We start from the raw sequence: 13,701 nt of genomic DNA on the forward strand, positions 1-13,701 counted from the left end.
CGTGCGCCTCAATATCGAGACCGTTCGCATAATGGAGTTACGATTCTTCCTTTCGTAACACTGAAAACCCATTCCGTCTGTTATAGTGTGTTACAAATTTGTATCCAGTAACACTAAGCAGGTGCGCACTGAGGACGGAACAGCTGCGCGCTCTGCTTGGCCGATGGAAGGACATCACGATGAAGAGCTTCTCCAGGCGAACGTTTTTGCAGGCGGCAGGCGTGAGCGTGGCTGCGGTGGGCTTCGGCGGCGCGCCCGGCGCATGCGCGAACAACTCGAACATGGGCAACTCGGATGCCAACGGCACTTCAAAGAGTGAAGAGCGCGCTTCCCAGGTTACGGTATCCATGCCCGTAAGCAGCGAACCCGCCGCTGGCTTCGACCCGTTCGTCTCCTGGGGCTGCGGCGAGCATGTGCATGAGCCGCTTATCCAGTCCACGCTTCTGACCACGACGGCCGATATGGGCTTCGAAAACGACCTCGCGACGGCATACTCCTGCAGCGATGACGGCCTCACGTGGACGTTCATCGTTCGCACGGACGCGAAATTCACCAACGGAAAGGCGCTTACGGCGCATGATGTGGCCTATACGATCAACGGCGTTGCGAACAGCGAGGCCAGCGAGTGTGATCTGACTATGGTGGACAAGGCGGTCGCCGTCGACGACGAAACGTGCGAGGTCCATCTGAACAAGCCCTTCAACGCGCTCCTGTATACGTTGGCCGTTATCGGCATCGTTCCCGATGGCGGGCATGGCAGCGACTACGGCACCGACCCGATTGGCAGCGGCCGCTACATGCTGGAGCAATGGGACCACGGACAGCAGGTCATCCTGAAGGCCAATCCCGACTACTACGGCGACGCCCCGAAGATCGAGCGCGTCGTGGTGGTGTTCATGGAAGAGGACGCAAGCCTTGCGGCGGCTCGCTCCGGCCAGGTGGACGTCGCCTACACGGTGGCCACCTACGCCGACCAGCAGCCGACGGGCTACGAACTGCTGAACTGCGCATCGGTCGACTCGCGCGGCATCTCCCTTCCCACCATCGCGGCGGGCGCTACGAAGAAGCAGACGGGCGAGGAGTACCCCGCAGGCAACGACGTCACGCAGGACCTCGCGCTGCGCCGCGCCATCAACTATGGCGTGAACCGTCAGACGCTTATCGACAACGTCCTGAACGGCTATGGCGAGGTCGCGTACAGCGTGAGCGACAATATGCCCTGGTCATCCGATGATATGCGATGCGAACAGGACGTCGCCCGCGCCAAGGAGCTGCTCGACGAGGCGGGCTGGGCGCTCGGGTCCGACGGCGTTCGCGTGAAGGACGGTGTGCCGGCAGCGTTCGATCTGTACTACTCGGCGTCCGACTCGGTGCGCCAGGCCATTGCCATGGAGTTTGCCAACCAGATGGGCGAGCTCGGCATCAAGGTGTCACCGAAGGGTGCAAGCTGGGACGACATCTACCGACACCAGTTCAGCGACCCCGTCGTGTGGGGCTGGGGCTCGAACAGCCCGATCGAGATCTACAACCTGAACTACTCGACAGGCAATGGCAACTACGCGTGCTACGAGAACGCGGCGGTGGACGCGCACCTGAACGCGGCGCTTGCCAACCCTGTGATCGCCAATTCGTACGACGAGTGGAAGCTTGCCATGTGGGACGGCGAGAACGGCGTGGCTCCGCAAGGCGCTGCCACGTGGGTGTGGTTCGCCAACGTCGACCACCTGTATTTCGTGGCCGATGGCTTGAAAGTCGCCGACCAGAAGCCACATCCGCACGGGCATGGATGGTCGATCGTGAATAACGTCGACAAGTGGAGCTGGTAGGCGCAGTTTCGCATGACGAAATATCTTGCTCGACATATCGTGAGGTTCACACTGCTGATGCTTGCCGTGGGGTTGGTGGTGTTCGCGCTGGTGAGCATGTCGCCGATCGACCCCGTGCAGGCGAACGTGGGGCAGGCCGCGTACGTGAACATGTCGGAGGCCAAGCGCGCTCAGCTGGCGAGCTACTGGGGCGGCGACGTGCCGTTTTGGGAACGCTTCGCCAACTGGGCGGGTGCTCTTCTGCAGGGCGACATGGGAACATCGCTCAGGTTCAATGCGCCGGTATCCGAGGTCATTGCGCACCGAGCCGCCAACTCGTTGGCGCTCATGGGCATCGCGTGGCTGCTCAGCGGCGTGCTCGGGTTCGCGCTCGGCGTTGCTGCGGGCGCTCGCCGCGGCGGTGTGCTCGACCGGGTGGTTCGCAGCTATTGCTTTCTTTTGGCTTCGACCCCCACGTTCTGGCTCGGCTTGCTCATCTTGATGGTGTTCGCCGTGCAGCTCGGCTGGTTCCCTATTGGGTTCTCCGTGCCCATCGGCGTGTCGGCGGCGGACGTGACGTTGGCCGATGCAGTGCATCACCTGGTTCTTCCTGCGCTCACGCTCTCAGTGACGGGCGTGGCCAACATCGCGCTGCATACGCGCGAGAAGGTGGTTGACGTGCTGGAAAGCGACTACGTGCGCTTCGCACGCGCACGCGGCGAGTCGGAGCTGAGCGTGATCATGCACCACGGCTTGCGCAACGTCGCGCTGCCGGCCGTCACGTTGCAGTGCGCGTTCATCTCCGAGATCTTCGGCGGGTCGGTGCTGGTAGAGCAGGTGTTTTCTTATCCCGGCCTGGGGCAGGCGGCCGTGACCGCAGGATTGGGCGGCGACGTGGCGCTTCTCGCGGGCATCGCGCTCGTGAGTGCCGCGCTCGTGTTCGGCGGCAACCTGCTGGCTAACATTCTCTATGGCGTGCTCGACCCGCGCATGCGCGTCGGCGAGGGGAGGGCTTGATGGAAGAAGTACTCCATGCTCCCGTGCAGCGCTTGCGCGGCAATCGGGCAACCACCCTCGTCGCGTGCATCGCGGCCGCCTGCGCGCTCGCTATTGTGGTGGCGTCGGGGCTTGTGCTTTACGGTCAGGCGACGGCCACGGACTTCACCGCGAAGAATCTGGCGCCTTCGCTTGCGCACCCCTTCGGCACTGACTGGATGGGTCGCGACATGCTTTCGCGCACGCTTTCGGGCCTGTCTACGAGCGTGCTGGTGGGCTTGCTGGCGGCCACCGTCTCGTCGGTTATCGCACTCGTGCTCGGGTGTGCTGCCGCGCTTGGCGGAAAACGCGTCGATGCCGTGATCAGCTGGCTGATCGACCTCATGATGGGCGTTCCCCACATCGTGCTTCTGGTGCTCATCTCCTATGCAATCGGGAAGGGTTTCTGGGGCGTGACGATTGGCGTTGCCGTGACGCATTGGCCGAGCCTCGCGCGCGTCGTTCGTGCCGAGGTGCTGCAATGCCGAGAATCGAAGTTCGTCGAAGTTGCGCGCATGTTGGGGCAAAGCCCGGCGCGCATCGCGTTGCGCCATATGGTGCCCTACGTGTTGCCGCAGTTCGTGGTGGGGCTCATCCTGCTGTTCCCGCACGCCATCCTCCACGAGGCGGCCATCACGTTCCTCGGCTTCGGCTTGCCGCCCGAGCAGCCGGCAATCGGCGTGATCCTGAGCGAGTCGATGAGCTACCTATCGACGGGTGCCTGGTGGCTTGCCGTGTTCCCGGGTTTGGCGCTCATGGCTACGGTGTTGTTCTTCGATGTGGCTGGTCAGAGCCTGCGAAAGCTCCTCGACCCGCATACGGCGCAGAAATAGGTGGGGAGGATGCTGGAGAATACAAACGACGACGCGGTTGTGCAAGCGGCTTTTGCGAACAAGGCCGCCGCGCTCGCTCACGAGCAAACCGCGCACGAGGATGCACAGTCGCACCATCATCACACGCACGCCGCGACCTCGCACCATGATGGTGGGCACCACCTTTTGCAGGTCGAGGATTTGAACGTGAGCTTTCACATGTACGACGAGGACGCGCCGTACTTCCAGGCGAAGCAGCGCGATGTCCAGGTGCTCCACGGGTTGAGCATCGCCGTCCACGCGGGCGAGATTGTGGCTGTGGTGGGCGCATCGGGTTCGGGCAAGACGCTTCTCGCCGATGCGGTGTTGGGGTTGTTCGAACCGAACGCCACGGTGCGGGGGCGCATCTGGTTCGACGGCGTGCGCAAAGACGCGGAGGGTTTGCGCGCGCTGCGCGGGCACGGGTTGTCGCTCGTGCCGCAAAGCGTGAGCCATTTGGACCCCATGATGCGCGTGGGGAAACAGGTCGAAGGCTTTGCGAACGCGCTGTCGAAGGCCGAGCGCAAAACGCGCCGCGAGCAGCTGTTCGAGCGCTACGGGCTCGGTCCCGAGGTTGCGCGCCTCTACCCTCATGAGCTTTCGGGCGGCATGGCGCGCCGCGTGCTGCTCTGCTGCGCGCTCATGGACGACCCGCGGGTGATCGTGGCCGACGAGCCAACGCCCGGGCTCGACCTCGACCTCGCGGTCCGAGCGCTGGACGACTTCCGCTCCTTCGCCAACGAGGGCAACGGCGTGCTGCTGATCACGCACGATATCGAACTGGCGCTGCGCGTGGCCGATCGCGTCGCCGTGTTCAAGGATGGCACTGTGGTGGAAGAGACGGCGGTCGCGAACTTCGACGACCCCGCGCTTCTGCGCGACCCGTTCACTCGCGCGCTGTGGCATGCCCTTCCCGAGCACGATTTCGCGGCTACGGCGAGCACGGACGAGCAAGGCCGCGGCAACGCATCGGTTGGCAAGGGAGGTCGCTCGTGCTAGAGGCTCGAGACATCACGTTCGGTTACCCCGGCGCAAAACCCCTCTACAGCGGATTCAGCCTGCAAGTCGAGCCCGGCGAGCGCGTAGCGCTTCAGGCTCCCTCGGGGTTTGGCAAGACCACGCTGTGCCGCGTGCTCGCTGGGTTCGAGCGACCGCAGGCCGGTGAGGTACTGCTCGATGGTCAGCCGCTTCCGCGTCGCGGAGTATGCCCGGTGCAGCTGATCCAGCAGCATCCCGAGCAGGCGGTCGATCCGCGCCTGCGCATGCGCAAAACGCTGGCGGAGGCGGGCGATGTGCCGCAAGAACTCCTCGACAACCTGGGGATTCGCGATGAGTGGATGCAGCGCTACCCCCATGAGCTCTCCGGCGGCGAGTTGCAGCGCTTCTGCATCGCCCGCGCGCTCGCCACGCACCCGCGCTACCTCATCTGCGACGAAGTTTCCACGATGCTGGATGCGGTCACGCAAGCGCATATCTGGCGCGTGCTGCTGGACTATGCCGAGCGGGAAGGTGCCGGCATGCTGCTCGTTTCCCATACCCCTGCGCTTACGGAGCGCGTGGCGACGCGGAAAGTGAAGCTCTCGAGGAGCGAAAGCTGATTCGAGAAGCTCGCATGTCCATGCTTCCTAAAAACCTCGCTGGAGAATTTAGCCTGATGGGTTCGGCTTGCTTGCCGCCGTTTGCGCAGCAGGGCGTCGAGATTGTCTGTCTTCGGGAGATGGGGGCTGGCAGCCCATGCTCGTTTGCCTATAATGAACGCTGCTATGGAAAAGACATCCCGAGAGAAAATCGCGCTCATCGTGTTCCTCATCCTTGCTATTGGGATGGGGTGCATCCTGTTCGGCTACGTGTTTGCTGGCCATTCATGGAACGTCACCGCCTCGAACATCGACGATGCGTTCGGTAACATGGAAGGCTATACCGCCATCGTCTACGAGGGAACCATCGAAGAGGAAGAAAGCGCTGCGCAATCGTCTGCATCTGCGACATCAGCTGCCAACGGCTCCGCCAACTCAAAGAATGCGGGGGATGCCGAATCGCTTCCCGGGGACTCGAAGGCGGGGGACGGGCAAGCCTCCGCTTCCTCTTCGGAAAACAGCCAGGCATCTTCTGCCGCCTCGTCTTCCGACAAGCAGACCGCTTCTTCTCAGGGTGGTTCGAGTGTAAATACAGCTTCCCCAACGAGCGTAAGCGCGCAGGGCAACGGCTCTGTCGATCAGGGAGTCTCTACTGCATCGGAACCTGTCGCTGCGGAAGGCTCCGCGTCCGAAGGCGTCGTAGGGGAAAGCACTGCCGGGGAAGGCGTTTCTGCAACTGTTTCTCCTGGTGGAACCTTAGATTCCCAGGTGAGCTCCGCTGCACCGCTCGCGGGGCACAAAAAGGAGAAGGAACCGGTCGCGCTCTCCGATGTCGATGAGCTCTATCAGGCCAAGGGCGCAAACGTCATCTCGCTTCATACGAGCGATCTGTCCGCCTATGAAGAGGGAACGATTCTGAAGCGCGGCGGCAAGCGCTACGGCATCTTCTCGGTCGCCCGCGAGTACTCGAGGATCCTTATCGATGAGAAGGTGAAGTACTTCACCGATCAAAAGGTAGACTACGTCATTGCTCTTTGTCCCGAGGAGTCGTATCTCAAGAATGCCGAGAACATCGACATCGTCATCACCACGGCAGACTCGACGATCTCGTCGATGGGCGAATCGAGGAACGGCGCCTTCTACGTGAGCACGCCGAAGATCGGCTCAGTCGGGGCGATCCTCATCTCGCCGAGCAATGTTGTCTCCGCGAAGACTATCTCCGAGCTGTAAATCCTCCGGGGTTATCTGTGCCGCCCGACAATGAGCGGCGACCGAAACAGCAAGCGACTCCGCCTCGTGCAATCGCGCATTCGGCGGGGTCGCTTCGTGAATCGCCTTCCCGAAAAGGGTCAGGCTATTCGGGATTCCTGCATCTGGTCAATCGACGCTCCTCTTTGGATGGGCCGTCGCTACTTCAAGACGATGTTCTCGATCATGGGCAGTGCGTCGTTCCAATCGACTTTGGAGCCTATGACCACGCCGACCGTCATTCCGGAAGGTGCCTTGGTAAACAGGTTGACGGTGCCATTGGACGCGGTGTGACGCACCCAGGTGATGCCGTTGACGTCGACTTCGTCGATGGTGCCGTCTTTCTTGGAGCCCATTCTGGCTTCCGCTTCGGTCATCGGCTCGGTCTTGAACGTGCGAATGTCGATGAAGGCGAAGGTGTCATCGCCGAGCGTGAACTCGCACTCTTCGTACTTCTCGTTCATCGATCTGGTGCCGGGTTTCCAGCCATCAGTTGGCTCTAAGCTGTACGAAGGGTAGTCGACGCCGGTTTTGGCCTCAACGGCGGGCTCTGGGGTCTCTTCAGCTTTCGGCTCTTCCGCAGGCTGCGTCGTTGCCGCGTCGTCGCTCGCCTTCTTCTGCTCCTCGGCGCCACCGCCGCAGCCGGCCATCGTGAACGCAAGGGCTGCCGTCAACGCAACGGCGGGCACACCGAGCGCGACCTTCCTCATCATGGGCTTCAACATATTCATCACTCCCTTTCCCGTTGCATCGTGCAAGCCGCTTCGCACTCCGCCCTTCCCGACGAAGTCAGCTTCTATCGGTATTGTGCCTTGCGAGGTCACGTTTACGAAGTGACCAGCGGCCCAAACGATGCGCACATGTGCACCGCACGGCCAAGATACAAGGGGGAAAGGGATTGCCTGCCCCGTTTTCGGGACTTCGGGCAATGAAAAAGGCGGGTCCTCGCGCGAGGAACCCGCCTTCCTTAAAGAATTGCTTGAAGTTGTCGCTTACACGATGCCCTGAGCCATCATGGCGTCGGCAACCTTCTTGAAGCCAGCGATGTTGGCGCCCATCACGAAGTTGCCCTCATGGCCGTATTCCTTCGCCGTGTCGTCGACGTTGTGGAACATGCCGCGCATGAGCGTCTCGAGCTTGCCGTCGACCTCCTCGAAGGTCCAGGAAAGATGCTCGGCGTTCTGGCTCATCTCCAGGCCGGACACGAGCACGCCGCCCGCATTGGCCGCCTTGCCAGGGAAGAACGCGACGCCGTTGTTCTGGAAGTACTCGGTCGCCTCGATCGTGGTCGGCATGTTGGCGCCTTCGCCGACTGCCTTGCAGCCGTTCGCGACGAGGGCCTTCGCGTCCTCGATGCCAAGGGTGTTCTCACGGGCGCAGGGAAGCGCGATGTCGCAGGGGAGCTGCCACACGCCGCGGCCGTCCTCCGCGTGCCACGTCGCGTTCGGACGCTCTTCGACGTACATCGCGAGCGTGACGCCCTTGTCGTGGCCGGAGCGCTTCTTGTTGTAGACGTGCTCGAGCACCTGGTAGTCGATGCCTTCCTGGTCCTCGACCCAGCCGTGGGTGTCGGAGCAGGCAATCACCTTGCCGCCGAGCTGCGAGACCTTCTGGATCGCGTAGATGGCCACGTTGCCAGAGCCGTGTACGACGACTTTCTTGCCCTCGAAGGAGTCGCCCTTGCTCTTGAGGTACTCGTCGACGAAGTAGACAAGGCCGTAGCCGGTTGCCTCGGTGCGGGCGAGCGAGCCGCCGAAGGAGAGGCCCTTGCCGGTGAGCACGCCGGTCCATTCGTTGCAGATGCGCTTGTACTGGCCGAACATGTAAGCGACTTCGCGGCCGCCGACACCCAGGTCACCTGCGGGAACGTCGGTGTTCGGGCCAACGTGGCGGTAGAGCTCGGTCATGAACGACTGGCAGAAGCGCATGATCTCGTTGTTGGACTTGCCCTTCGGGTCGAAGTCGGAGCCGCCCTTGCCGCCGCCCATCGGCAGCGTGGTCAGCGCGTTCTTGAAGATCTGCTCGAAGCCCAAAAACTTCAGCATGCCCAGATAAACCGTGGGGTTGAAGCGCAGGCCGCCCTTGTAGGGGCCGATTGCGGAGTTGTACTCGACGCGGAAGCCGCGGTTGACCTGGACTTCGCCCTTGTCGTCAACCCACGGAACGCGGAACTGGATGATGCGCTCGGGCTCGACGATGCGCTCGAGGATCTTCGCTTCCTCGTATTCCGGATGCGCCTCGATGACTGGCTCGAGCGTGCTCATGACCTCGGTGACGGCCTGGATGAACTCGGGCTGATCAGGGTCCTTCGCCTTAACTTGGTCGATAATTCGCTGGACGTAACTCATGTAACCTCCTCGGGGTTTACTTGTTCCCAACCGCGGCCATTATAAGTTTGCTCAACGACTCCGTTACCTCTAATTAACATGATAGAAACAATGGTCGCAGCCAATCGCGTTTCTCCTCCATAAACGGTAGCGGCGACATCTTGGAGGGGGACTGACGTTGCATCATCGGAGGAAGGACATCCTCGCACCTCCGAAGGGGATCGTCACATCGAGCCGAACGGAGCGTCTACGGATTTAGTACGCCCCAGTACGTGATTGGGCACTCATGCGGCACGATTTGTAGTACTATTCTAATTCTGCGTTTTTACCTCAGTTTTGCCTCGATTTTACTTCATCGCGCCCGTAGCGCGCGATGCGAAAGGACTTGCTCGCATGGAAGCACTTGCATGGCTGCTCTCGCTTATCTTGCAGCCCTGTTACGCGATAAGCGGCAATTGGTGGATAGCCATCCTGCTGTTCACCATCATCGTGAAGATCATCCTCATCCCGATGTCGCTTTGGTGCCAGAAGAACTCGATCGTCATGGTGCAGCTTATGCCCGCCTTGAATCGCCTGAAAGTGAAGTACTACGGCGACCGCGAGACGATCGGCGAGGAGCAGAACAAGCTCTACAAGGAGCAGCATTACCACCCGATGCTCTCCCTGATTCCGCTTGCTGTGCAGATCATCATCCTGTTCGGCCTGGTCGACGTCATCCATACGATCACCGACGGCGGCGCGCCGGGCACTGAGTTCTTGGGCCAAGTTCCCTTCGAAGACGGCGGCGCGGCGTGGATCATGCCGCTTTTCGCGGGGCTTTCCGCCATTATCATGGGCTTCGCGCAGAACCGCATCAACCCGCTGCAGCGCGAGCAGTCGCGTGCGGAGAAGAACATGACGAACGGCCTGTCCATCGGCCTTTCGTTCATCTTGGGCGTGTTCGTCGCCACGGGCATGGGCTTCTACTGGGTGTGCTCGAACCTGACCTCCATCGCCATCCAGGCGCTCGCGAACGTCCTGGTGAAGCCTGCGAAATACATCGACTACGGGGACCTCGAGGCGAGCCGCGCCGAGCTTGAGGAGCTCGAGAACTTCTCGGGCCCCAAGAAGAAATGGTACGAGCGCGATCCGCTTGCCAAGCGCGAGAAGGCCGACTACAAGCGTTTCTTCAAGATCGTCGGTAAGCACATCGTCTTCTATTCCGAGGGAAGTGGCTTCTACAAGTACTTCCAGGGCGCGATCGAGTGGCTGCTCGCGCATTCCGATGCCGACATCCACTACGTGACGAACGACCCCAATGACCAGGTGTTCAAGCTGGCCGAGGCCGAGCCGCGCCTGAAGCCCTATTACATCGGGCAGCGCAAGATCATCACGCTCATGATGAAGATGGACGCCGATCTGGTCGTGTCCACGCTCGAGGACTTGGAGAACTACTACATCAAGCGCTCCTATATCCGCAAGGACATCGAGTATGTGTTCATGTTCCACCACATGACGTCGACTCATCTCACGCCCCAGAAGGGCGCCTACGACCACTACGACACGGTGCTGTGTGCGGGCCCTCATCAGGTGCGCGAGCTGCGCCGCGCCGAGGAGCTCTACGGCACCAAGCGCAAGAATCTTGTGGAATGCGGCTACGACCTGCTCGATCGCGAGATTGCCGAATACGAGCTCGCCGCCTCCGCGGTCGAGCGTGACCCGTCCCGACGCGACGTGGTGCTCATTGCGCCGTCGTGGCAGGAGGGCAACATCCTCGACACCTGCATCGACGACATGCTGAAAAGTGTGCTCGGGCGCGGCATGCGCGTCATCGTGCGCCCGCACCCCGAATACACGAAGCGCTATTCCGCCAGGTGGAACGCCCTTTTGGCTCGCTGGGCCGATGTCCCTGAGTCCGATCTGTACTTCGAGCACGACTTCAGCTCGAACAAGACCGTCTTCACTTCCGACATCCTCGTGACCGACTGGTCGTCGATCTTCTGCGAGTTCTGCTTCTCGACGCGCAAGCCCGCCATCTTCATCGATACACCCATGAAGGTGGGCAACCCCGACTGGAAGGAGCTCGGCATCGAGCCGACCGATATCGCGCTGCGCAGCGAGGTCGGCGTGTCGATCCGTCCCGAGGACGCGTCCACCTTCGGCGATGTGGCCGAGGAGATGCTCGCGAAGCGCTATGCGTGGAGCGACCGTATCAACAAGGTGCTCGACAGCTTCATCTTCAACGTCGGGCATGGTGGGGAAGTGGCTGGGCGCTACCTGCTCGACCGCATGATTGACATTCAGGAATCCAAGCGCGACGGCGGTGTGTCCGACGATTCGCTCGCCGCGGGTGAGCGCGCTGCGGCCGATGCCGTGGCGGCGTCGCGCGGTGAGGGGGAGCGCATGGAAAAGCATGACGGCAGCGAAGCGCGCGGGATGCATGCGAGGAAGGCGGGCCGCCATGAAGCGTAATCGTTATATTGTGGGCGCGTTCGACGTCTTTTCGTTTGCGCTGGTGGCAGGTGTGCTTTCGCTTGCATGGATCACGCCTGCCTACGCGTATGTCGACCCTTCGGTCATGACCTACACGATCCAGGCACTCGCTGGCGTCGCGGTCGCGCTTTCGGCTGTGCTCGGTGTGGCGCTTCGCCGTACGCGCAAGATGCTCTTCAAGCTGCTTAAAATCGACGAGAACGCGGGCAAGGTGGTGGAAGCGCCTGTCCACAGGCTCGACAAGGACGGCAAGCCCATCCTCGCGCCTGGCGAGATTGCCGCCGATGCGGAATCGGCGTCCTCGAAGGGGGCTTCCCGAAAGGGACGCGCATCCGACGATTATCCTCGCGCAAAATGGGGCGTGCGCGTGGTTTGCGCGCTCATCGTGTGTATGTTCTTCTCGTTTACCCTGCTCGTGGTTCCGCCGTATGAAATCGTCGCCGGCGCTGGAGCCGATCTTGTGTTCGGGCTTTCCGATATCTGGCCGATCTTCGCGGTTGCGGGCGTTGTGGTTGCGGTTGTTCTTGCGCTTGCCGTGTCGCTTCTGCGCGGCAGGGCGTTCGATATCGTGCTGCTCTTCCTGTTCGCGTTTGGCGTTGCGGCGTATGTTCAGGTGCTCCTGTTGAACTCGGAGCTGCCTACCGCGGACGGCAAGTCGGTGAACTGGGGCGATTATACGTCAACCATGTTGGTGAGCACCGTGGTGTGGATCGTCATCGTGGCGATTCCCCTTGTTGTGGGACATTTGAAGACGAGCCTCGCGCGCGGCGGTGCGGTTGCGCTTTCCCTTGCGCTCATCATCGTGCAGGGTGTCGGCGTGGGCAGCCTCTTCGCGTCGGGCGCATTCGAGGCGGCAACGAAAGAGCCTGATCAGGTGAACGTTGCTGACTTGCGCATGACCGAGGACGGCCTGTTCACCGTTTCCGACAAGAGCAACGTCATCGTCTTCGTCCTCGATTTCACCGACACGAAGCAGATGTCCCAGATTATGCAGGAACACCCGGAGGAATTCAACGACTGGACGGGTTTCACCTGGTACAACAATGTTGCGGGCTCTATGGTTCCCACGCGCTACGGCGTGCCGTTCCTCTTGACCGGCCAGCTTCCGCAGCAGGGCGAGCTTTTCTCGCAGTACCTCGCTACGCGCTATGAGCGCAGCACGTACTTGGACGACATCCACAACGCCGGCTACAGCATGGGCATCTACACCGATACGTTCGGAACCGAATATTCGAGCGAGGACGTGCAGCGCCATGTGGCGGGTCTCACCATGAACTACCACCCCATGAATCAGGAGGATTCCCCCTCGCTGCTCGATGAGCAGGGCACCCTCTTCACGCTGTGGAAGTGCGCGATGTACCGTGACTTGCCGTGGGCGTTCAAGCCGTATTTCTGGTTCTACACCGACGAGGTCAACAACGGCATGACGCTGCAGGTGGAAAGCGATGACGGAGAGGTGCAGCAGAGCACCCTGTACACGATGAATGACGGGGCCTATTACGATAAGCTCAAGACGACGAAGCTTTCCGCGACTGACGACGGCGAGACGGGTGCTTTCCGCTTCATCCATCTGCTCGGCGGCCACTATCCGTTCAATCTCGACGAGAACGGCAACGATATCGGCACGGACAACTCCGACGCAATCCGTCAGATTCGCGGCAGCTTGAAGATGCTTTCCGAGTACATCCGCCAGCTGAAGGACATGGGGCTCTACGACAACACCGCGATCCTCGTGACGAGCGACCACGGCGATTGGGGCATCTACGAGGATTGGGATTCCACGTCGAACGCGATTCTGTTCTACAAGCCGGCGCAATCGGCTGAAGCGGACGCGCAGCCGATTAAGACGGTCTCGACGCCGGTCGCGCATGTGAACGTGCAGCCGACTATCATCCAGGCTGTTGGCGGTGACTCGTCCAAGTACGGCGAGACGCTCGCGCAGGTGCCGTTCGACAACCGCGTGCGCAAGTTCTACACGACGACGAGCGATGGCAAAAACGACGTCTCCATCGTGGAATACGACATCACCGGCTGGGCCACCGACTTCAATAATTGGCACAAGACGGGAGCCATCTGGGACGCGCAGCAATAGCGAGCGAAGAGAGCGAAAGACGCCGACAGCGGGGGCCTTCAAAGCAAGGCCCCCGTTCGCATTTGGATGCTTATAATGGAATGGCTTGCGCAAGGTCCTTGGTCTATCTTCGGAATCGATGCTCGGATAGTGTCGGTGTTTTATGCTGACGACTGCGTTATTGTGGCGGAGAGGCGCGAGTGTCCGAACCCTGTTCGGGGGAGCGCGTGCGAGTTAAGTTTTTGAGGAAAAACAGCCGAGAAATCTGCTAGCGAAGGAAAAGGGCCCTTCGGTATATGCTTGCGGGTGTCTAAG

10 protein-coding genes are annotated in these 13,701 nt (G+C 61.2%); 8 read left to right on the forward strand and 2 right to left on the reverse strand.

Annotated elements, in window-relative coordinates:
- Positions 1 to 179: 179 nt before the first annotated feature.
- The 6 genes from Q0I65_RS00550 (at position 180) to Q0I65_RS00575 (ending at position 6,498) form a co-directional block, all read left to right on the forward strand.
- Complete coding sequence (locus tag Q0I65_RS00550; RefSeq protein ID WP_296058684.1) at positions 180 to 1,826, forward strand: ABC transporter substrate-binding protein; 1,647 nt, start codon at positions 180 to 182, stop codon at positions 1,824 to 1,826.
- 12 nt (positions 1,827 to 1,838) lie between these two features.
- Positions 1,839 to 2,822 carry an ABC transporter permease gene (locus Q0I65_RS00555; protein WP_296058687.1) on the forward strand — a complete coding sequence of 328 codons (984 nt, stop codon included), beginning with the start codon at positions 1,839 to 1,841 and terminating at the stop codon, positions 2,820 to 2,822.
- Positions 2,822 to 3,673 (forward strand): ABC transporter permease, encoded by an 852-nt coding sequence (locus Q0I65_RS00560; RefSeq protein WP_296058690.1) that lies wholly within the window; start codon positions 2,822 to 2,824, stop codon positions 3,671 to 3,673. The genes Q0I65_RS00555 and Q0I65_RS00560 overlap by 1 nt, the downstream gene beginning before the upstream one ends.
- Before the next feature lie 9 nt (positions 3,674 to 3,682).
- Positions 3,683 to 4,690, forward strand: coding sequence for an ABC transporter ATP-binding protein (locus tag Q0I65_RS00565; protein ID WP_296058692.1), 1,008 nt, complete (start codon positions 3,683 to 3,685; stop codon positions 4,688 to 4,690).
- Entirely contained in the window at positions 4,684 to 5,289 is a 606-nt protein-coding gene (locus Q0I65_RS00570; RefSeq protein WP_296058693.1) for an ATP-binding cassette domain-containing protein, read from the forward strand. Before Q0I65_RS00565 ends, Q0I65_RS00570 begins: the two co-directional genes overlap by 7 nt.
- Before the next feature lie 165 nt (positions 5,290 to 5,454).
- Positions 5,455 to 6,498 carry a hypothetical protein gene (locus tag Q0I65_RS00575; RefSeq protein ID WP_296058695.1) on the forward strand — a complete coding sequence of 348 codons (1,044 nt, stop codon included), beginning with the start codon at positions 5,455 to 5,457 and terminating at the stop codon, positions 6,496 to 6,498.
- A 179-nt stretch (positions 6,499 to 6,677) separates the two neighbouring features.
- Here Q0I65_RS00575 and Q0I65_RS00580 read toward each other — a convergent pair whose 3' ends face one another.
- Entirely contained in the window at positions 6,678 to 7,247 is a 570-nt protein-coding gene (locus Q0I65_RS00580; protein ID WP_296058697.1) for a hypothetical protein, read from the reverse strand.
- Positions 7,248 to 7,508: 261 nt separating this feature from the next.
- The gene (gene gdhA, locus Q0I65_RS00585; protein ID WP_277013320.1) at positions 7,509 to 8,864 is read right to left on the reverse strand and encodes an NADP-specific glutamate dehydrogenase; all 1,356 of its coding nucleotides are present in this window, start codon (positions 8,862 to 8,864) and stop codon (positions 7,509 to 7,511) included.
- Between the two features lie 372 nt (positions 8,865 to 9,236).
- On the opposite strand from gdhA, the gene yidC reads away from it, so the two are divergent.
- Positions 9,237 to 11,294 (forward strand): membrane protein insertase YidC, encoded by a 2,058-nt coding sequence (gene yidC / locus Q0I65_RS00590; protein ID WP_296058703.1) that lies wholly within the window; start codon positions 9,237 to 9,239, stop codon positions 11,292 to 11,294.
- Positions 11,284 to 13,407, forward strand: a complete 2,124-nt coding sequence (locus Q0I65_RS00595; RefSeq protein WP_296058705.1) for a sulfatase-like hydrolase/transferase — start codon at positions 11,284 to 11,286, stop codon at positions 13,405 to 13,407. The genes yidC and Q0I65_RS00595 overlap by 11 nt, the downstream gene beginning before the upstream one ends.
- Positions 13,408 to 13,701: the final 294 nt, after the last annotated feature.

The organism is uncultured Ellagibacter sp. (genome assembly GCF_934643285.1).
Taxonomy (GTDB): domain Bacteria; phylum Actinomycetota; class Coriobacteriia; order Coriobacteriales; family Eggerthellaceae; genus Ellagibacter.